Origin of the sequence: Campylobacter sp. JMF_11 EL3, assembly GCF_027736965.1 — a bacterium.
In the GTDB taxonomy this organism is placed as follows: domain Bacteria; phylum Campylobacterota; class Campylobacteria; order Campylobacterales; family Campylobacteraceae; genus Campylobacter_B.
In genome coordinates this window covers 170,288-189,788 of the sequence record NZ_JAOVTJ010000001.1, presented here as the reverse complement: position 1 = coordinate 189,788, position 19,501 = coordinate 170,288, and the positions used below count along the sequence as shown (strand labels likewise).

At 42.5% G+C, this 19,501-nt stretch carries 20 protein-coding genes; 7 read left to right on the top strand and 13 right to left on the bottom strand.

Translation table 11 applies throughout. The annotated features are described in order from the left end of the window. Window positions 1-4: 4 nt before the first annotated feature. On the bottom strand, window positions 5-646 hold the full coding sequence (locus OFN67_RS00970) for a Crp/Fnr family transcriptional regulator (RefSeq protein ID WP_270859010.1): 642 nt from the start codon (window positions 644-646) through the stop codon (window positions 5-7). Window positions 647-744: 98 nt separating this feature from the next. On the opposite strand from OFN67_RS00970, the gene OFN67_RS00965 reads away from it, so the two are divergent. Continuing rightward, window positions 745-2,148 (top strand): DUF4139 domain-containing protein, encoded by a 1,404-nt coding sequence (locus tag OFN67_RS00965; protein WP_270868273.1) that lies wholly within the window; start codon window positions 745-747, stop codon window positions 2,146-2,148. Window positions 2,149-2,242: 94 nt separating this feature from the next. On the opposite strand, the gene OFN67_RS00960 is transcribed toward OFN67_RS00965, so the two are convergent. From OFN67_RS00960 to OFN67_RS00920, 9 genes are all read right to left on the bottom strand, one after another. Next, the gene (locus OFN67_RS00960; RefSeq protein ID WP_270859012.1) at window positions 2,243-2,617 is read right to left on the bottom strand and encodes a RidA family protein; all 375 of its coding nucleotides are present in this window, start codon (window positions 2,615-2,617) and stop codon (window positions 2,243-2,245) included. Between the two features lie 90 nt (window positions 2,618-2,707). After that, window positions 2,708-3,469, bottom strand: coding sequence for a TSUP family transporter (locus OFN67_RS00955; RefSeq protein WP_270868274.1), 762 nt, complete (start codon window positions 3,467-3,469; stop codon window positions 2,708-2,710). Between the two features lie 22 nt (window positions 3,470-3,491). Further along, window positions 3,492-4,565, bottom strand: coding sequence for a CapA family protein (locus tag OFN67_RS00950; protein WP_270868275.1), 1,074 nt, complete (start codon window positions 4,563-4,565; stop codon window positions 3,492-3,494). A gap of 23 nt (window positions 4,566-4,588) precedes the next feature. Continuing rightward, window positions 4,589-5,311, bottom strand: a complete 723-nt coding sequence (locus OFN67_RS00945) for a lysophospholipid acyltransferase family protein (protein WP_270868276.1) — start codon at window positions 5,309-5,311, stop codon at window positions 4,589-4,591. After that, window positions 5,298-6,590, bottom strand: a complete 1,293-nt coding sequence (locus tag OFN67_RS00940; protein WP_270868277.1) for a hypothetical protein — start codon at window positions 6,588-6,590, stop codon at window positions 5,298-5,300. Before OFN67_RS00940 ends, OFN67_RS00945 begins: the two co-directional genes overlap by 14 nt. After that, the gene (purQ, locus tag OFN67_RS00935) at window positions 6,584-7,249 is read right to left on the bottom strand and encodes a phosphoribosylformylglycinamidine synthase I (protein WP_270868278.1); all 666 of its coding nucleotides are present in this window, start codon (window positions 7,247-7,249) and stop codon (window positions 6,584-6,586) included. The genes OFN67_RS00940 and purQ overlap by 7 nt, the downstream gene beginning before the upstream one ends. Further along, window positions 7,246-7,482, bottom strand: coding sequence for a phosphoribosylformylglycinamidine synthase subunit PurS (gene purS, locus OFN67_RS00930; protein ID WP_270859018.1), 237 nt, complete (start codon window positions 7,480-7,482; stop codon window positions 7,246-7,248). The genes purQ and purS overlap by 4 nt, the downstream gene beginning before the upstream one ends. A 3-nt stretch (window positions 7,483-7,485) precedes the next feature. After that, the gene (gene purC / locus OFN67_RS00925; protein ID WP_270859019.1) at window positions 7,486-8,202 is read right to left on the bottom strand and encodes a phosphoribosylaminoimidazolesuccinocarboxamide synthase; all 717 of its coding nucleotides are present in this window, start codon (window positions 8,200-8,202) and stop codon (window positions 7,486-7,488) included. A gap of 1 nt (window position 8,203) precedes the next feature. Further along, window positions 8,204-9,550 (bottom strand): S41 family peptidase, encoded by a 1,347-nt coding sequence (locus OFN67_RS00920; protein ID WP_442867877.1) that lies wholly within the window; start codon window positions 9,548-9,550, stop codon window positions 8,204-8,206. Between the two features lie 184 nt (window positions 9,551-9,734). Between OFN67_RS00920 and OFN67_RS00915 the strand changes: the two genes are divergently transcribed. Beyond that, on the top strand, window positions 9,735-12,311 hold the full coding sequence (locus OFN67_RS00915; RefSeq protein ID WP_270868279.1) for an ATP-dependent Clp protease ATP-binding subunit: 2,577 nt from the start codon (window positions 9,735-9,737) through the stop codon (window positions 12,309-12,311). 409 nt (window positions 12,312-12,720) lie between these two features. Here OFN67_RS00915 and OFN67_RS00910 read toward each other — a convergent pair whose 3' ends face one another. Beyond that, window positions 12,721-13,761 (bottom strand): hypothetical protein, encoded by a 1,041-nt coding sequence (locus OFN67_RS00910; RefSeq protein WP_270868280.1) that lies wholly within the window; start codon window positions 13,759-13,761, stop codon window positions 12,721-12,723. 111 nt (window positions 13,762-13,872) lie between these two features. Here OFN67_RS00910 and truD point away from each other — a divergent pair, with 111 nt between their 5' ends. The 4 genes from truD to OFN67_RS00890 all read left to right on the top strand — a co-directional run bounded on the left by truD (window position 13,873) and on the right by OFN67_RS00890 (window position 16,063). Further along, window positions 13,873-14,985, top strand: coding sequence for a tRNA pseudouridine(13) synthase TruD (gene truD, locus OFN67_RS00905; protein ID WP_270868281.1), 1,113 nt, complete (start codon window positions 13,873-13,875; stop codon window positions 14,983-14,985). A 146-nt stretch (window positions 14,986-15,131) separates the two neighbouring features. Continuing rightward, window positions 15,132-15,416, top strand: coding sequence for an Imm53 family immunity protein (locus OFN67_RS00900; RefSeq protein WP_270868282.1), 285 nt, complete (start codon window positions 15,132-15,134; stop codon window positions 15,414-15,416). Window positions 15,417-15,566: 150 nt separating this feature from the next. Beyond that, a complete protein-coding gene (locus OFN67_RS00895; RefSeq protein ID WP_270868283.1) occupies window positions 15,567-15,896 on the top strand; it encodes a DUF6572 domain-containing protein in 330 nt (109 codons plus the stop codon). A 2-nt stretch (window positions 15,897-15,898) separates the two neighbouring features. Further along, entirely contained in the window at window positions 15,899-16,063 is a 165-nt protein-coding gene (locus OFN67_RS00890) for a hypothetical protein (protein ID WP_270868284.1), read from the top strand. Window positions 16,064-16,099: 36 nt separating this feature from the next. Here the strand turns inward: OFN67_RS00890 and OFN67_RS00885 are convergent, their stop codons facing one another. Beyond that, entirely contained in the window at window positions 16,100-17,479 is a 1,380-nt protein-coding gene (locus OFN67_RS00885) for an FAD-linked oxidase C-terminal domain-containing protein (RefSeq protein WP_270868421.1), read from the bottom strand. After that, complete coding sequence (locus OFN67_RS00880) at window positions 17,472-18,197, bottom strand: plasminogen-binding N-terminal domain-containing protein (RefSeq protein WP_270868285.1); 726 nt, start codon at window positions 18,195-18,197, stop codon at window positions 17,472-17,474. The genes OFN67_RS00885 and OFN67_RS00880 overlap by 8 nt, the downstream gene beginning before the upstream one ends. Before the next feature lie 130 nt (window positions 18,198-18,327). On the opposite strand from OFN67_RS00880, the gene OFN67_RS00875 reads away from it, so the two are divergent. Beyond that, a complete protein-coding gene (locus OFN67_RS00875; protein ID WP_270859028.1) occupies window positions 18,328-19,497 on the top strand; it encodes a peptidoglycan DD-metalloendopeptidase family protein in 1,170 nt (389 codons plus the stop codon). Window positions 19,498-19,501 lie beyond the last annotated feature (4 nt).

Below are 19,501 nucleotides of genomic sequence, written 5' to 3'. Positions count from 1 at the left end.
AATTTCAAATCTCAATCACCACGACCTTGCCCCTGCTAAGGGCGATTTTGCCTGATTTTTCCATCTCTTTTAGCACGCGCGATACCGCCTCTCTGGCACTTCCGATATGATTGGCTATATCTTCGTGCGTCGCGCACACTTCGCCGTTTGCGCCCAAATTTTCGCGCAAAAAGCCCATTATGCGCTCGCTAAGTGGCGCGAAAATCGCCTGCTCGCTTGCCATTATGACTTGCGAAAAGCGTTTGGCTACGATTTCTAGGGCGAAATTTAGCACGCTTGGGTAGCGTTCTTTTAGGATTTTGAAAATGCTTGGCGGGATTACGATGAGCTCGCACTCGCTTCTAGCCTCGACGCTAAGGCGGTTTTGGGCAAGGGCGAACTTGCAAGTATCGCAGATCATACAGCTCTCGCCGTTTTGTATGCTAAAAACGGTCAGCTCCTTGCCCCCAGTGCCGATAAATGCGCGCAAAAGCCCGCTACGAAGCAAAACATAGCCCAGACAATCCTCGCTAGCATAGATTATCTGCCCTGCTCTTAGGCGCTTTTTATACGCGTTTTTGTAAATCAAGCTCAAATCATCGCCCTCAAAATCAAATTTATCGCAAAAATTTCCCTTCAAAAACTCCCAGTCTTGCGCTTCTAGCATATTTCACCCCTCAAAATTTTATAAAGCTTTCATTTTACACTTTTAAACTACCATTTACTTTAAATTACTAATATTTTGAAAATTTTTAAGGAGATGCAATGAAAAGCCTAACCCTGCCACTAATCGTATCGTGCGCGCTCTGTGGCGCAAACGAGCCAGAAAAACCAAAGCAAAATTTCATCGAAATTTATCAAAATGATAGTTTTTTGACTCAAACTTTTAGCCCGGGCACTGCGAAATTTAGCGTGGAAATCCCTGCTACGCTCGATTTAGGTCTGCTTGAAATCAAAAGCGAGTGCGAGCTAGAAAACCTTGAAGACAGCGGGATTTACGAGATAAAAAGCGACGAGAGAAAACGCCTAGAAGAGGCACTCGCAAAGGTAGTAGCGCAAAAAAAGGCAATCCAGGCCAAGATTGAATTTAGCAAAAGTTTGGCTAGTTCTGGTAGCGGAAATGCAGATGAATTTTACATGGGCGCGCTAAGGGATTTTGAAAATATAGCTAAGCTTCAAGCCGATGAGAGCGCGCTAAACGAGCAAATCGCACGCACACCTAGCGCGCAAATGAGGCATGCAAATTTAAGCTTTGCGTGCGCGCCAAAGAGCGTTGCGTTGCGATACGCGGCGTTTTTAAACGAGGGAGCGAGCGCGAAAATCAGCGCCGATACAGCGAAGCAAAAGCTTGCTATCACGCAATCAATCCGCGTGAAAAACCCGCTAAATTCGGCTCTTGACGCGCTTAGTGTGGCGATTTATCCGTATGCGTATTCTGCCCTGCTCGCCCCAAGGCCGTTTAAAGCGCACTATATCGGCGGGCAAACTTACGAAGCAGATGGCGTGTATATGCAAAAAGCCATGCTAAGTGCCGCGCCAAGGGCTGCGATGAGCAACCGCGCCGTGCAGGCGACAAATGCCCAGCTCACACTATCGAACTCATACACGATTGAAAATTTAAGCATTGCGCCAAATGAGAGTGCGAAAATCGACTTTGACAAGCAAATTTTAGAGGCGAAATTTAGCATTTTTATCGACGCATACAGCCAAAATTTAGCGTTTTTGCAGGCCAAAACAAAACTTGAAAAGCCACTCAACCACGCCCTTACGACAATCGAAATCGACGGTGTAAATGCAGGCCAGGACTGGCGCGAGGAAATACCTGCGGGTGTGGATACTAGCGTATTTTTAGGACAAAATCGCCTAATCAAAGTTACCAAAAAAATCGATGAGAAAAACACCAAAGAAAACTTTTTTGGCACCAAAAAAACCACGATTTCTAGCTGGAATTACGAGGTGAAAAACACAAGCAAGCGGGCTTGGGATATCGAACTACTCGCCAAAATGCCACTAAGCGCGGACGAAAAAGTCAAAATCACTGATAAAAGTGGCACAAAAATAGATAATATCGACACTGAGGGCCGAGCAAGCTGGAAATTCAGGCTAAATAACGGCGAGGCAAAAACGATAAATTTCGGATATGAAATCAGCGACGCTAGAAGCGAGTGAGATTTGGGTTTCGCGCCCAAATTTTGGGCTAAATTTAAAAAATCATAGGAATTTTTTCCTATGATTTGTAAAATTTTTAGTAAAATTTTGTGAATTATTTCACGCTTGCGATGACTTCGATTTCTACAAGAGCGTCTTTTGGGAGTTTTGCGACCTGAACGGTTGAGCGGGCTGGTTTGGTGTCTTTGAAATACTCGCCATACACCTCATTTACCGCCGCGAAATCGCCCATATCAGCCAAAAAAATCGTGGTTTTAATCGCGTGGTCAAAGTCGCTTCCGGCCTTTTTCAAAATCGCTTTTAAATTAGCCATAACCTGCGTAGTTTGCGCTCTCACATCGCCGCCAGCGAACTCGCCATCTGGCGTGAGCGCAATCTGACCAGAAGTGAAAACAAATCCATTTGCGACGATTGCTTGTGAATACGGCCCAATGGCACCTGGGGCTTTTTTTGTCGAAATTACCTTCATACAGTATCCTTTCAAAAAAAATTAAAAAATTCTAGCCACTTTTAACTTATGAGCCAATAAATTTAAGTTTTTTTATAAAACTACCAAATTTTAGCCAAAAATCAGTCCATAAAGTAGCTTTAAAATCGTGCATGCAACGACAAAAAGCAGTATCGTGCGCACAAATTTCACATCCTTTTTCACGACCAAATTCGACCCCATCCAGCCACCTACTATCTGCGCGCAACCCATGATGATACCTATCATCCACAGCACCTGTCCGCCGATAATAAACACGCCTAGTGATACGATATTTGAGACGAAATTTAAAATTTTTGTCTGCGCGACGGCAGTTTTCATGTGAAGCCCTAGCACGCCAACTAGCGCAAAAGTCCAGAACGACCCAGCCCCAGGTCCGAAAAATCCGTCATAAAATCCCAAAAGCAGACCAAACAAAACATAAAATAAATTTTTGCTCATCTTCGCTGCGCGCTCACTTTCGCCCAAATTTGGGCTTAGCACAGTGTAGATAAAAAGCGCTAAAAGCAAAACCGGGATAATGTAGTTTAGAAATTTCGCGTCGATTAAAAGCACCACACGCGTGCCAATAAATGCGCCAATGAGAGTGCAGACTATCCCAAGTGCGATTTTGCGCGGATCGACTAGCCCTTTGAGCGTGAAATTTAGCGCCGCAGAAAATGTGCCAAATGTGCCTTGAAGCTTGTTCGTGCCAAGGGCGAGGTGTGGCGGGATACCCACTGCAAGCAGTGCAGGCAGACATATCAGTCCGCCTCCGCCTGCGATTGCGTCGATAAATCCACCAGCAAACGCCGCAGCAACTAAAATCAAAATTTGCCAAATTTCAAATTCCACACTCTCCCCCTTTTAATCAAATTTATTTTATCTCAAACTCAGGAAAAACGCTGTTCCAAAGCGTTTTTAGATTTTCAGGTTTAAAGTCCTTAACCCGCCTAAGCCTGTGCGTCATCGCAAGCATTTCAGGGTAGCGAGCAAGCAAATGCACAGAAAAATCGTGCGAGTATGGGCTAATGTGCGTGATTAGCGGGACTGCGCGCAGACTTTTTATCTTTGTTGTGTTGCCCTCTTTTTCGATTACGATATCAGCCATGGCGCCCAGCATGCGCGCGCTCTCGTCTTGGTTAGAAATGAAGTTTCCTAGCGAATAAAAGCACGGCACGCTTCTATTATCATCTGTGGTGATGAGCTCTAATGGCTGGATTACATGCGGGTGTGTGCCGATGATGAGATCTGCGCCAGAGTTTGCCAAAAACTGCGCCTGCTTTTTCTGCGCGACGGTTGGCTTGTGCGTGTATTCCACGCCCCAGTGTGGCAAAACCACCACAAAATCGGCGTGTTTTTTCGCAAGTTCTAAGTCGCTTAAAATTTTTTCCTCGTCGCTTAGCAAATCCACCAAATACCCTTTGCCTTTTGGCATTATGTGGCCGTTTAGCCCATAAGTGTAGTTCAAAAACGCGACGCTAACATTGTTTTTTTTCAAAATTTTAACGATTTTACTGCTATTTTGATCTGGCGAAATGCCGATATATGTGATATCATCGAAGTCAGACCAAAATTTCGCGCTATCTAGTATGCCTTCTTCGCCCTTATCGAGCGCGTGGTTTGTAGCATGGGCGATTAGATTAAACCCAGCGTCCCTCACAGCCTCGCCTACTTCGAGCGGAGAGCCGAAATTTGGGTAGCCTGAGAGCTTTTTTTTATCTTCGATTAGGATTGTTTCTTGGTTTATGATTTTGATATCTTTGTCTTTGATTTCATCTTTGATAAAGCGATAATACGGCTTAAAATCGTGGCTTTTGGCGGTTTTATCATGCGCGCCCTCGATTAGCTTGGAGTGGATTAGATTGTCCCCCACAGCGATGAGAGAGAGGGTGTTTTCGCTAGCACAACCAAAAAGTAAAAATGAAAAAAAGAGAATTAAAATTTTCAAAATTTCCCCAAATTTAGCCAAATTTAACACTGCTCGCTACTATTATTAGCCGAATTTTGCTCTGAATTTTGCGCTGAATTTTCGTGCTCGTCGATGATGGCTTGCATTTTGGTGCGGGTATTTTCTAGCCATGCGCTATCGCTCGTATCGACTGGGTCTAGGTAGATGATTTTCACATGCCCGCTTCGCACGCGAAATTCCTTCGAATCCGCAATCGCCCCAGTGCCGATAAGCACGATAGGCTGGACTTTAAGGCCTAGTTTGTTTGCTATCATTTTTGCGCCATTTTGAAATTTGAGCATTTTCGTGCCACGATGTCTGGTGCCTTCTGGAAACATCACGATAGCGCGGCCGTTTTTTATACGATCATCTACTTCATGCACGATTCGCACGAGCTCGCGAGGGTTTTTGCGATCGACGGCAATCATCTTTGGCAGGGTTAAAATTTTGCCGATTATCGGCAGTTCGCCAATCTCTTTTTTGGCTATCCAGCAGATGTTTGCGGGGTGCGTTTCTTCCAAGACCACGATATCCATAATGCTTTGATGATTTGCGATAAAAAGTCCCACCTGCGGGTCTGGCGAGCCGATGATTTCGATATCATAACCCACAGCGTATCTTTGCCACCTGCCCCACATACGGCGAAATGTGCGGTGCGAGCTGTTTTTCGCCCACATCAGCACGATTACGACCATTACCGTAGCGACGAACCAAAACGAGTAAAAAAGCGCCTTAATCCTTGACAATTTCGTCCTTTTTGATCCAGCCGATTTTGCTACCACTTAGCATGATTTTATAAAATCCCTTGTTTTCGCCCAAAATTTCGACCTTTTGAGGCTCTTTGGTGACATAAAACACCGTAGATGTCGGTATCGGCAGGATATGCACGGCGGTATTTTTGGCTATTTTGCCATTTCCATAAGGGTTTTGATAATACAAATTTAGTGCCAAAATAATCACCGCAAAAATCAGCGGAGTGATATTTTTGCTGAGCAAAAACATCACCAAAAGCACCGCTGCGAGGGTGTAAATGGCGATTTGTTTGTAAGCTTCGAATTTGGATTCTTTCGGATTGAGCCCGATTTGCGTGCTAAGATCCTCGGCCTGTGGATTTAGCTCGATACCGAAATTTTCGAATTTTTTCGTTTGCAGATTAAAATAGCTAAAATCGAAATTTTTCACATTTTTATCGATTACAGCGAAATAATACCCACTCTGGCTAGCGTATCCGCCACGCACAGAATCCACGCCTTGCTTGATAATGGCTGGATTATCCACGCTAAATGAGGCAAGCGCGCCGTTTCGCACGCTTAAATCTAAGGTGAGTAAATTTGAATTATCGTCAAATTTGGCGGTTTTGTAGTTTTTTAGCTTCAAATCATCAGCTGAAATATGGACGAAATTTTCCCTTTTTTCTAGCTTGATAAACTCAGGATTGCGCGGTTTAATCGAGCTTTTTTCAAAAAATTCGCCATTTCGCTCTAAGGTTAGAATAATGTCATTTATCTTCGCACCCTCGCCGTTTGCGCTAAAATACAGCGTCGTTTCAAACATCTCATCGCCCTGTATCCACGAGAGATTATCCTCGTTTAGCCAGATTAAATTCTCCGTGCGATCTATCGCTAGCTTTGGCGTAACGGTTACTTTTTGACCTAAATACACGCTGAAATTTATCCTAAAAATTTCATTATAATAGGCTTTTTTAGGCGCTCCATCGACTTTGAGAGTGAGTTCTTTGGGTTTGATATCCTCATAGATTTTCTCATCTGAAATATCCAAATCCACCTCATTTGTCGGTGCGAGCGCCTTCAAATCATCAAGGCTAAGGTTTTTGTTCATAACCTCGTTTTTATTCAATTTCATCATTACGCGAGAGTTATCACGCTGTGCGCCCTCAGTAGAGCTGGTTTGCTCCGATTTTTTCGGAGCGTATTTGCTCAAATCATCAAGCGAATCTATGCTAACCTCTGGCGCAGCTAGGCTAAGTGCGCAAATACCAAAAAGGGTTAAAATTTTTCTTAACAAACTAGCCCTTTTAGCATTTTTTCGCCGTCCGTACCACCGAGAATTTCCTCGATAGCGCGCTCAGGGTGTGGCATGAGACCAAAGATTTTTTTGTTTTTATCGCAAATTCCAGCTATGCTATCAACCGAGCCATTTGGGTTTAAATCATTGCCATTTTCGTCGCAGTATTTAAGCAAAATTTGGTCATTATCATACATTTTTTTCAAATTTTCGCTATCGACATAGTAATTGCCCTCGCCGTGCGCGATAGGGATATTTAAAATTTCGCCATTTTTGCAACAAGCAAGAAATTTATTGTCATTACTAATAACTTTTAGATAGTGATATTTAGAGATAAAGCTCAAATTTATGTTGCGGTTCATCGCGCCCTCTAAGAGTTTGAGCTCTAAAAGCATTTGAAATCCATTGCAAATACCGAGCAAATACCCGCCCTTTTTGGCGTGAGCACGCACAGCCTCCATGATAGGGCTAAATTTCGCAATCGCAGCCGTTCTTAGATAATCGCCATGGCTAAAACCGCCAGGAAGCACGACCAAATCGGCATTTAGCCTAGTATCCTTATGCCAAATCACTTCCACATCGCAACCAAGACGCTCAAAAGCATACTTCGTGTCGCGTTCGCAGTTCGTGCCCGGGAAATTGATAACCGCTACCTTCATAGCACAATCTCGTAATCTTCGATAACGGTGTTGGCTAGCAGGTCTTCGCACATTTGCTCTACATTTTTATAAATCGCCTCTTTGTTCTCGCCTTGCATGTCAAGCTCGATTTGTTTAGCCACGCTTACAGAATTTACACCACTAAAACCAAGCGAAGTTAGGGCATGTTTGACGGCCTTGCCTTGTGGATCTAAAACGCCATTTTTCAATTTTACATTTACGATTACTTTCATTTTTTATCCTAAAATTCTTTTTAAAACTTCCTCATAAGCGACTTTTACATCACCGAGCCCTTGACGGAATACATCTTTGTCTAGTTTTTGGTTCGTGTCCTTATCCCAAAAACGGCAGCTATCAGGGCTAATCTCATCAGCTAGTAAAATTTCGCCTTTGCTATCTTTGCCAAGTTCGATTTTAAAGTCGATTAGGCGCAAATTTCTCTCATCGAAAAATTTAACCAAAATTTCATTTATTTTCTTTGCGATTACTTTAAGCTCGTCAAGCTCGGCTTGATCTTTTACCGCGCCTAGGATTATGGCGTGTTCGTCGTTTAGAATCGGATCGCCCAAATCATCGTCTTTGTAGCAAAACTCGACCAAAGTAAATGGCAAAATCGTGCCCTCTTTGATACCAAGGCGTTTTGTAAGTGAGCCAGTAGCGACATTTCGCGCGATGATTTCAAGTGGGAAAATTTTGCATTTTTTGACTAATTGCTCAGTTTCGTTTAGCGTCTCAACTAGCGCAGTTTTGATGCCGTTTTTCTCTAATAAATGAAAAATTTGAGTTGAAATTTTGCAATTAAGTGCGCCTTTTCCAGCCTCTTCTGCCTTTTTCACGCCGTTAAATGCAGTTAAGGAATCTTTGAATTCGCTAATTAGCAAATCATCGTTGCCCTCGACTGACCACATTTTTTTGCCTTTGCCCTCGTAAATAAGCTCTTTTTTGCTTGCCATGCTACTCTCCTTTGCTTAGTCTTAAAATTTTAATCGCATCAATTGCGGTTTTTAGCTGAATATCGTCGTTAATCTGCTCTTTTGAGATGAAATTCTTCTCATCTTTTTTCTCTTTTTTTTCTTCTTCTTTTTTCGGCTCTTCGACCTTTGCAAGCTCACTTTCTAGGTGTTTTTTCAGGTCGGCTTCTTTGACCGAAAATTCATTTTCGCTCTTTTGAGGCACCTTGCCAGCTGCTACAATCAAATCAGGCGTAACGCCCACAGCTTGGATTGTGCGACCACTAGAAAGGTAATACCGCGCGATTGTTAGTCGCAAGGCTTCTTTGTTTTCGATAGGCAAAATCACCTGCACGCTACCCTTGCCAAAGGTATTCTCGCCCACGATTACAGCGCGTTTTAAATCCTGCAACGACCCGCTTACGATCTCGCTTGCACTCGCACTTCCGCCATTTACTAGCACGACGAGTGGCAGATCGGTTACCTTTTTCTTAGGATCTGCGTTATGCTCCTCGGTATCGGCTTTGTTGCGACCTTTTTGCGATACGATTAAGCCCTTATCCACGAATAAATTCACAAGCCCGATTGCCTGCTCCAAAAGTCCGCCAGGGTTATTTCGCAAATCAAGGATTATCCCCTTTGCCTCGGGGTGTTCTTTTATAAATTTAGCCGTATCAGCCGTAACATGCTGGTCGAAATTTGTTACGCGCAAATACAAAATTTTCTCATCATCTATCATTTTCGAATACGCAGACTCGACCTTGATTATATCGCGCACAATCTCCACATCAAAGGGCTTACTCTCGCCTTTGCGAACGATTGTGAGCGTGATTTTTGTTTTTGGTTTGCCACGCATTTTGCTTACAGCTTCATCGATTGTAATCCCAAGTGTCGCATTTCCGTCGATTCGCAAAATCACATCATTTGCTTTGAGCCCCTTTTTATCAGCCGGTGTGCCCTCAATCGGCGAAATTATCGTTAGTGCGCCGTCTTTCATACCGACCTGAATGCCCAAACCGCCGAATTCGCCCTGAGTTTGCACCTTAGTATCATTGTAAGCTTTTTGATCCATAAAGCTAGAATGAGCGTCCAAATTTCCCATTAATCCAGAAATCGTCTTATCCACAAGCTCCGAAAAACTCATCTGCTCGACATAGTTATTTTCCACGATTGCTAGGGTTTTAGTAAGCTTTGCCAGCGCTTCAAGCCTTGTTTTTTCGCTGTCAGGTTTTTTGGTCGAATTTGCCTCTTTCGCCTCCAAATTTCCTACAAAAAACAGACCAAAAAGTAGTGAAAATACAAAACCAAAGCCAAAAAAGAGATGTTTTTGTTGCAAAAATTTGTCCTTAATTTGAAATAGGCGGAATTCTATAAAAATTTCGCTAAATATTAGTTAAATTTAAGCCATTTTTAGCGATAAAATTTTAAAATTCAGAGCGAAAAATTTGAAAGATTAAATTTATTTACTAAAAAACCTTGACATAATTAGACTAAATATATATAATACAGACAAAATCAACTTTAAGGAGTTTTTTATGAACGAAACACTTGAAATTTTAACCGACAAAATGCACTCACTACTCGAAAGTTCGCTCTCCCTAGCTATCCACTCCAAAAATGGCGAGGTTGCGAATTTGCACATTTTGTGGGCATTGTGCGTGGATTCAACCTCTGTGCTAAATCAAATTTTTAACAAATTTGACATCAGCAAAAGCGCAGTTGAATTAGAAATCAAAAGCGCGCTACAAACCCTGCCAACTAGCTCAAATGTCACACGCGATAATATCAAAATTTCGCGCGAAGTGGTAAATTCGCTAGAGAGCGCAAAAGGCCTAATGACGAGCCTTGGGGATAAATTTATCGCTATTGATACTTGGTTAGTGGCGAATTTAGACAAATCTCCGCTAAAAGAAATTTTGGCTAAATTTGCCGATCTTAACGAGATAAAAAAAGAGCTAGAAATGCTAAGAGCAGGCAAAAATATCACCACCAAAACAGGCGATGACACGCTTGAAGCGCTTAGCAAATTTGCGCTAAATTTGACCCAAAAAGCGATAAATGGCGAGTTAGATCCGATTATCGGGCGCGATGAAGTCATCACTCGCATGATGCAAATTTTGATTCGCAAAACGAAAAACAACCCAATACTTCTTGGCGAACCAGGTGTGGGTAAAACCGCCATTGTCGAGGGTTTGGCGCAGTTAATCGCGCAAAAAGATGTCCCACTTAGCCTGCAAAACAAGCGCGTAATGGCACTTGATATGAGCGCGCTCATTGCCGGTGCGAAATACAGAGGCGAGTTCGAAGACCGCCTAAAAGCCGTCATCGACGAGGTCAAAAAAGCTGGCGATGTGATACTTTTCATCGATGAAATTCACACTATCGTGGGTGCTGGGGCAAGTGAAGGCAGTATGGACGCTGCAAATATCCTAAAACCTGCCCTAGCTAGGGGCGAGCTACACACTATCGGCGCGACTACGCTCAAAGAATACCGCAAATATTTCGAAAAAGACGCCGCCTTGCAACGCCGTTTCCAGCCTGTCATCGTGGCTGAACCGACCGTGAGCGAGGCTACGGCGATACTTCGTGGTATAAAAGAGCGCTTAGAGGTTCATCACAATGTCACAATCACAGATAGCGCGCTAGTCGCTGCCACCAAGCTTAGCCACCGCTATATCAGCGATAGATTTTTGCCTGATAAAGCGATTGATTTGATCGACGAGGCTGCCGCTGAGCTAAAAATGCAAATCGAGAGCGAGCCTTACGAGCTAGCCAAGGCAAAAAGGGAAATCCTAACCCTCCAAGTCGAAAAAGAAGCCCTAAAAATGGAAAACGACGCCAAAAACGACAAAAGGCTAAATCAAATCGACAAAGAGATTGAGAATTTAAACGAAACCAAAAATTCGCTTTTAGCTAAATTTGAAAACGAAAAGGCTGTATTTAACGGCATAAGCGAAGCCAAAAAATCAATAGATAGCCTAAAAATCGAAGCCGCAAACGCTAGAAGCAAAGGTGATTTAAGCAAGGCCGCCGAGATCGAATACGGCAAAATCCCAGCCGCAAACGCCAAAGTCAAAGAGCTAGAAGCCAAATGGGAGGGTATGAAGGAAAGCGGAGTTTTGCTAAAAAACCGCGTCGATGAGGAAATGGTCGCAGGAATCCTTAGCAAATGGACAGGAATTAGTGTAAGCAAAATGCTCTCATCAGAGCGCGAAAAATACCTAAATATCGAATCTCACCTAAAACAAAGCGTCGTGGGTCAAGACGCCGCGCTTCACGCCATAGCGCGCGCTGTGAAGCGAAACAAGGCTGGCCTTGCTAGCGCAAATCGCCCAATTGGAAGCTTTTTGTTTTTAGGACCTACTGGCGTGGGCAAAACAGAGAGCGCCAAAACGCTAGCGAAATTTTTATTCGACGATGAGCGAGCGATGATTAGATTTGATATGAGCGAATATATGGAAAAACACAGCGTCTCACGCTTGCTTGGTGCGCCCCCTGGATATGTAGGATACGATGAGGGTGGGCAGCTAAGCGAGGCTGTGCGCCGCCGTCCATATAGCGTGCTACTTTTCGATGAAATCGAAAAGGCACACAAAGATGTCTTTAATATCTTGCTTGGCATACTCGATGACGGGCGTGCGACCGATAACAAGGGCGTGGTCGTGGATTTTAAAAACACTATTATTATCCTTACGAGCAATATCGGCTCGGATAAGATTATGAGTCTGGGCGAAAATGAGCGCGAAAACGCCGTAAAAGACGAGCTGAAAAACTATTTCAGACCTGAATTTATCAACAGGCTCGATGACATTGTAATTTTCAACGCCCTTAGCGAAGACAATCTCATCGATATCGTGGGAATTATGTTTAAAGAGCTAGCACATTTGCTCGAAGAGCGCGGTATCAGCGCGACTCTAAGCGAAAATGCCAAAAAGCTCATTGCTGGGGCTGGATTTGACGCAGAATACGGCGCCAGACCGCTAAGACGCGCACTTTATGATTTGGTCGAGGATAAGATCGCCGATATGATTTTAAACGACGAGCTAAAAGAAGGAAATGCAATCCTAATCGACGCCAACGGCGAAGATATCGAGATCAAGGTCGTTTCATAGGTGAAATTTAAGGCGCGAATTTGCGCCTTAAATTTAATCCATTTCATCGATACTGCCTTTTTGATTTTTAAATTTTACATTTTTCAAATTTAACTTATTTTTTGGTTTATCAAATTTGACTTTTTCGCCTTTTGGTTTTTTGGGTTGTTTTTTGGTTTTGGGCGAAATAAAATTAAAATTTTTGGTGTTAAATTGCCTTTTTGATTTACAAAAAAATCCATATAAACAAAAACTCGCAAACATAAAAAATAGTGCAAAAAATAGAAATTTTTCAAAATCATTTGAAAAATAATGCCTAAATCCATGCCACGAAATATAATTAAATTCCAAACAACGAAAAGCACAACTGTAAAAAGATATAGAGATTAAAATTAAAAAATCTTGGCTTTCATTTGAAATTCACACCGCTCTACACCAACGCGACTTTTAGTTTATGCGACGCCAAAGTTTTTGGTTTTTCACCCTTGCTAAGAGTGATAAACTCGTCCGTGCTAAGCAGGTAAAAATCAATTAGCTCGCGCCCCATTAGTGCGCAGATTTCGGCACTTTTACCATCAATAAAGCCAAGTGCTTTTTTGGAATTTACCAGCAAAAAATCAGCCCCGCTATCAAACGCGTCAAAGAGAATTTCCCCAGCCACCCTTAGCGCGCACTCCTTTTCGGCGCCGTAAATTTCAGCCCTTAACGCCTCATTTTCGCGCTCAAATCTCACGACATCTCCGCCAAATCTGCGCACCAAATCCCGCGCGCCCTCATCGCCCCAAACAGCGATTTTAAAGCCCGTGTAGCGGTGCAGGGCAGTGTTTGCGTCTATCTCGGCTAGACTTTGCGCGCTATAAATTTTATCCGCGCGCGCTGGATCAATCCCACAAAGCTCGCAAAGCCTATCATAAATCAAATCGCAATCATAGTCCAAATTTAGGGCATTACACGGCGTGAAATAGACGAGCTGCGGGCGGATAAAATCTAAAATTTCGCCCCTTTTTTGCGGGAAATTTTCGAGCAGAAAATTCGCAAAAACAAAGGCGCTGTTTCCCAAAAAAACCTCGCTAAACTTCCTTAAATTTGAGCTGTAAAAATACGGCGCTAATTCCTTGTAAAACTCGAAAGTATCGCTATTAGCGATAGCAGAAAAACTCTGAAATTTAGAGTAAAAACTCTCAAATCCGCACTCCAAATCCTTTCGCGCCTCTTTCTGGCTAAGTGGCGCAATGTATAAAATCCTACCAAAACGCGCCAAAATCCCACCAAATGGCTCCTCCACGCTTGCGACCACGCCATTTATTTTGACAAAACTCACGCCCTCATAGCTAAAATACGGATCGCCCGCCTTTATCTCGTCCAAAAGCTCGCCCACGCTAGCGAAATTTTCGCGCTCAAAAATATATGGCTTAAAATAGCTTAAAACATCGATTTTAGGGTCAAATCTGAAAAGCCTGATCTCCAACATAACTGCTCCTTTTTGCGCCCGAAATTCTACTAAATTTTGGCTAATAATTAGATTTTTAGGCGCGATTTTATATAATAATCGCTTTTATTTTAGCCAAAAAGTGAAATTAATATGAAATTTTTATATACCTTAAACCACGCGCCCATAAACGCGCATTTTAGCAAAAACTCAAACGATTTCGTCGTGCGCGAAGTCCCATTGTATGAGCCTAGCGGTGATGGCGAGCATGCGATGATACATCTGCAAAAAAAGGACCTAACCACCTGGGAAGCCTTGCAGATTTTAAGCGAACATTTAGGTGTTAAGATGCGCGATTTTGGCTATGCAGGGCTTAAAGACAAAGAGGGCTTAACTAGCCAGTTTGTTACATTTCCTTTCAAATTCGCGCAAAATTTAGAGAGTTTTTCGCACGAAAAAATCAAAATTTTAAGCCTTAATCGCCACAAAAACAAGCTAAAAATCGGACATTTAAAGGGAAATAATTTTTTTATCCGCCTAAAAAAGGTCTTGCCAACTGACGCTTTAAAACTACGTGAAGCTCTTGAAACACTCGGCGCGCAGGGGTTTGCGAACTATTTTGGATTTCAGCGCTTTGGCAAATTTGGCGACAATGCTAAGACGGGTCTAGCGATACTGCGTGGCGAAAAGCGCATTAAAAATCCCAAAATGCGCGACTTTTTAATCAGCGCGTATCAAAGCGAGCTATTTAACGCTTGGCTAGCCAAAAGGGTCGAGATTTCAAAATTTGCTAGCGAATTTAGTGTGAGCGAGTTTGCCAAAATTTACGGATTTGACAAAGCCCTTGCCAAATCTATCGCCACTCAGGCGCAATTTTACAAGCTACTTCCGGGCGAGATTTTAGGGCATTTCCCGCATGGGGCGTTTTTTACCTGCGAGGATTTGGGCGCGGAGATAGAGCGATTTGTGCGCCGCGATATCACGAGTACTGGGCTCATCGCTGGGGCGCAAAAACTGCGCGCAAGTGGCGTGGCGAATAGATTTGAGAGCGAGATTTTCGCCGAGGCTGAGGCGTATTTGGCGCAAACAAACGGCTCGTATCGCTATGCGTGGAGCTATATAGAGGATATCTCGCACAGCTACGACGAGGAAAAGGCGCAGTTTGGATTTAGCTTTTATCTGCCAAAAGGCTCGTATGCGACGGTGATTTTGGAAGAAATTTTGCATAGAGAAATTTTCGAAAATTTTGCCCCTAACGAAGAGTGAAATTTGAAATTTAGCCAATTTTCGCTTCGCAAGCTAGAAATACTGCGTCTGGTTTGAAATAATAATGAAATTTGATAAAAATATAAAATTCGGTGGGCAAGGATACCCACCATACGGTTCTAAAAAACTTTTAGAAAAGAGTAATAATGAGTAAAGAAATTCTATATTTACAAAATTGGTATATTTCAAAATGTAATGGAGAATGGGAACATAATAATGGAATTGTCATAGAAAATTTAGACAATCCAGGTTGGCATATAAATATAAGCGGCGAAGAAGACAAACAAAGAATAAGTAAAAATTTAGATATATCGGATAATGATTGGCTTGTAATCAATGCAACCGAAAATAGTTTTGATGGTGCTTCTAGCTCAAATAATTTGGAAAAATTATTAAAAATGGCAATAGCTTGGTTGGATAATAAAAACTAAAATAGCACCATATTTAAAATTGGTTTCCCAGAAATAGAACAAAATGGTGCAACTATTATTGGAAAGGGCAAACCAAATTTTGAAGGTGGCACAAAAATTCCGCCAACAAAAATTCAGATTGTAAGACCTGAATAAAATTAAGGAAAATAAATGGCATTAAATAAAAAAGATGAAATTGATATGATAGCGGTTTATAATACGACTGCCGATTTAATTATGGTTGATTATTTAGAATGGACAGGGCAAGAAAAAGATGATAACGAACATATGTGGCTAATGCAAGAAAAAATAAACTCATATATCGAAGCTGTTGAAAGTGGTGAAATTTTCGATATTAAACCAGAAGTTAAAAACAAAGAAATTAAAATAAAAATAGTATCTAGACATTGTATAAACGAAAAAGGTAAAAATTTTCTTTTACAAGTAAGCGATGTTTTAAATTCAATTAATATAGAACTAGTCTTTGAGTGGAGAGTATGAATATGAATAAATTTATAAATATATTCATCGCCATAATTTTTGGATTTTCTGCCACGCTAAACGCTTCGATACTTCCAAATTCCCAAATTCTACAATCAAATTTAAATTTGGTCAATGTCGAAAATCCACGCTGTATTTCAAAATCAAACTATGGCAAAGCTTCGTAGGGTGGGCATACTTGCCCACCGCAAATAAGCTAAATTTTACAGCCCCATTTTGTTTGGATTTAGGATATTGTTTGGATCAAAGGCCTTTTTAATCGCGCGGAAAAGCTCCATTTCAGCCTCGTTAAACGCCATTTTCATATACGGAGCCTTCGAAATGCCAATCCCATGCTCCCCACTTAGCGTGCCACCAAGCTCCACAGTCGCTGCGAAAATCTCCTCGATAGCTAGGTGAGCCTTTTTGACCTCTTCGACATTGCTTTTATCAGCCATGACATTTGTATGGACATTACCATCGCCAGTGTGCCCAAAACACGGCGTTACAAGCCCATATTTAGCCGAAATTTCAGCGATTTTATCCAAAAGCGCAGGCAAATTCGAGCGTGGCACGGTGATATCTTCGTTTAACTTCAAAGAGCCATAGCAGGTGATTGATTGCGAGCAGTTTCTGCGCGCAAACCAAATATCCGCACTCTCTTTTTCATCTTTTGCCACACGAAATTCGCTAGCGCCATTTGCCATAAAACTATCTTTGATCACGCGCAAATCGGCTTCTAGGCTATCTTCGATATTGCCATCGACATCGCAGATTAGTATCGCCCCAGCGCTAGTTGGCAAGCCTTTATGAAATTTCTGCTCGACAGCCTTTATGCACAGATTGTCCAAAAACTCCATTGCCACGGGCGTTACGCCACTCGCCATTGTCTTATACACGGCGTCCATTGCGTTTTTGACACTTGGGAAAATTCCCATTGCGGTCTTTTTAAATTTAGGCATTGTGATGAGTTTTAGCGTGATTTCGGTAATCACAGCAAGTGAGCCCTCACTAGCGATTAAAATTCCAGCGATATTATACCCAGCGACATCTTTTATGGTGCGTTTGCCAGCGCGTATGATTTCGCCACTAGGAAGCACAGCGCGTAGAGCCATGACATAGTCTTTGGTTATGCCGTATTTCGCCGCTCTCATACCGCCTGAGTTTTCAGCGACATTGCCACCAAGCGTGCTGTATGCCTCACTCGCAGGATCTGGCGGATAAAACAGCCCCATTTTTGCGACTGCGTTTTGCAAATCTTTATTTATCACGCCGGGTTGGACAACGGCGACTAAATTTTGCAAATCAATCTCTAAAATTTTATTCATGTGCTTTTCAAAGCCTAGAATTATCCCGCCCTCATGCGCCAAAGAACCGCCCGTAAAGCCACTTCCAGCCCCGCGCGGGATAATTGGCAGATTATGAGCGTTGCAGTATTTTAAAATCTCGCTCACATCGCTCTCATCACGCGGGAAAAGCACAGCGTCTGGTTTAAAACGCCTTCTAGTCGCGTCGTAGCAGTAGGCGATTTTATGCGCTTCGTCGAAATAGGCGTTTTGCTCGCCTAATAAATTCGTAAAAAATTCTATATCAGAATTATTCATCATCTAAGCCCAAAAGATATGAGTAGTGTCTGTCATAGTCGCTAATCGGACCATTTGTGAAATCCCAAAACACGGTTTTGATATCCCCTACGCGTGAATAAAACGGAAGCGTGTAGTATGCGACCTTGCCACTTTCGTATGTGCGAAGTGGTTTGAAGCTGCCGCAGTCTGCGAATACGCTCTTTTCGTTCATTGCGATAAAAATTAGCCCAGTGCTGTTTTTCGCGCAAATTTTGCGGAAATCATCACGGCTTGGGTTTGGTTTAGAATTTAGCCTCAAATACGCTCCACCAAGATCAGGGTGAATAAACTCGATATTTGGGAAAGCTTGCACGATTTGTGCGTAAATTTCAGCATTTGGAGCCACGATTAGGGCACGGTCATAAAGGTAGTTTAAAATCACCTTATCGCCATTAGCTGGCAAAATTTTTGGTAGTGGCAGGGCTTTTTGCTCCAACATACCAAAGACTTCAAATCTGATTTTTGCCTTTGCGCCGATTTTTTCAGTTACCACAGCTCGCGCGATGATAGCGTTTTCGCCGTTACCGAAATCATGCATTACAACCCCAGCGCTTCCTACCATGATAGCGGGATTATCAGCGATTACGGCTTCGCCATTTTGCACATCAAAAATCAGCGTTTCATAAGGTGGCATGTAAAACTCAGCCCCAAAAACAGATGATAAAAATAGCCCCAAAGCAAGTAAAATTCGTTCCAAATTTAACTCCTAAAATAAAAAATTTCGCCAATTATACATAAGAATTTACAACAAACGGCAAGGGATATTTGCCAAATATAAACCAAATTTGGCTAGAATTGAGGTTTTAATTTCAATTTTAAAGCGGTTTATGATGAGAATTTTTGCACTGATTTTTTTACTTTTTAGCCTTTCATTTGCCTCTTCTGCGAGTGTGGAAAAATTTAAATGGCCCTCAGGCGTGAGCTTGCTACAATTTATGGAAAATTTCTCTATTCCGCTCTCGACATATTATGATTTAGACAAAGAGGACCAAGAATTAGCCGCCGAAGTGCGCGCAGATGTCGAGTGTATGATGCTTAAAGACCCGCTTGGCAAAATCGTCCAAGTCCTAATCCCCATAAACGACGAACTTCAAATCCAAATTTACCGCGACAAAAAGGGAATTTACAAATTTATCTACACGCCGATTGTTTATGAACAGCACTCTTACGCTTTAAGCATTGAGATTACTTCATCGCCCTCAAATGATATCTTAAAGGCTACCGGAAGTATCGCGCTAGCAAACGAATTTTCGAGCGTTTTTAAAAACGAGGTAAATTTCAAAAAACTACAAAAAGGCGATCGCCTTACGATTTTATACGAGCAAAAAACTCGCCTTGGACGCCCATTTGGCGGGGTTAAAATCCTAGCCGGCACAATCGAGGAAGCCAAAAAGCCAAAATCGCTTTATTATTTCGAGGACAAATACTACAACGAAACTGGCAAAAAGGTCGAACATTTCGTGCTTACCACACCTCTTGTTTATACTAGAATTTCATCTCGTTTTACGCCTAAACGCTTCCACCCGGTGCTTAAACGATACCGCGCGCACCTAGGCGTGGATTATGCTGCGCCAAAAGGCACGAAAGTAAATGCCGCAGGTAATGGCAAAGTAACCTTCGTAGGGCGCAAAAACGGCTATGGAAACACCGTCGAAATCAACCACGGCGGAGGTTTGGTTACGCTGTATGCGCATTTAAGCGGATTTGCCAAAGGGCTAAAAGTCGGTATGAGCGTAAAACAGGGCCAACTAATCGCCTATGTAGGCTCCACAGGCCTAAGCTCGGGACCGCATTTGCATTTGGGTCTGTATCGCAACAACCAGCCAGTCGATCCCCTAAAAACCATAAAAATCACAAAATCAAATTTCGTAAGCGAGGAAGAGCGCAAATTTAAGGCGCTAGTAAAAGATATGAACGCTAAATTTGACGCGGTTAAAGACGGCTCGAAAAACCCAGCGAAATTTGAACCTTATGAAAATTTAGTCAGCATAAATTAGAGGC

Coding starts and splice junctions, on each gene's coding strand:
- OFN67_RS00970 (WP_270859010.1), bottom strand. CDS start 646: ATGCTAGAAGCGCAAGACTGGGAGTTTTTGAAGGGAAATTTTTGCGAT.
- OFN67_RS00965 (WP_270868273.1), top strand. CDS start 745: ATGAAAAGCCTAACCCTGCCACTAATCGTATCGTGCGCGCTCTGTGGC.
- OFN67_RS00960 (WP_270859012.1), bottom strand. CDS start 2,617: ATGAAGGTAATTTCGACAAAAAAAGCCCCAGGTGCCATTGGGCCGTAT.
- purQ (WP_270868278.1), bottom strand. CDS start 7,249: ATGAAGGTAGCGGTTATCAATTTCCCGGGCACGAACTGCGAACGCGAC.
- purS (WP_270859018.1), bottom strand. CDS start 7,482: ATGAAAGTAATCGTAAATGTAAAATTGAAAAATGGCGTTTTAGATCCA.
- purC (WP_270859019.1), bottom strand. CDS start 8,202: ATGGCAAGCAAAAAAGAGCTTATTTACGAGGGCAAAGGCAAAAAAATG.
- OFN67_RS00915 (WP_270868279.1), top strand. CDS start 9,735: ATGAACGAAACACTTGAAATTTTAACCGACAAAATGCACTCACTACTC.
- OFN67_RS00910 (WP_270868280.1), bottom strand. CDS start 13,761: ATGTTGGAGATCAGGCTTTTCAGATTTGACCCTAAAATCGATGTTTTA.
- truD (WP_270868281.1), top strand. CDS start 13,873: ATGAAATTTTTATATACCTTAAACCACGCGCCCATAAACGCGCATTTT.
- OFN67_RS00900 (WP_270868282.1), top strand. CDS start 15,132: ATGAGTAAAGAAATTCTATATTTACAAAATTGGTATATTTCAAAATGT.
- OFN67_RS00895 (WP_270868283.1), top strand. CDS start 15,567: ATGGCATTAAATAAAAAAGATGAAATTGATATGATAGCGGTTTATAAT.
- OFN67_RS00890 (WP_270868284.1), top strand. CDS start 15,899: ATGAATAAATTTATAAATATATTCATCGCCATAATTTTTGGATTTTCT.
- OFN67_RS00885 (WP_270868421.1), bottom strand. CDS start 17,479: ATGAATAATTCTGATATAGAATTTTTTACGAATTTATTAGGCGAGCAA.
- OFN67_RS00875 (WP_270859028.1), top strand. CDS start 18,328: ATGATGAGAATTTTTGCACTGATTTTTTTACTTTTTAGCCTTTCATTT.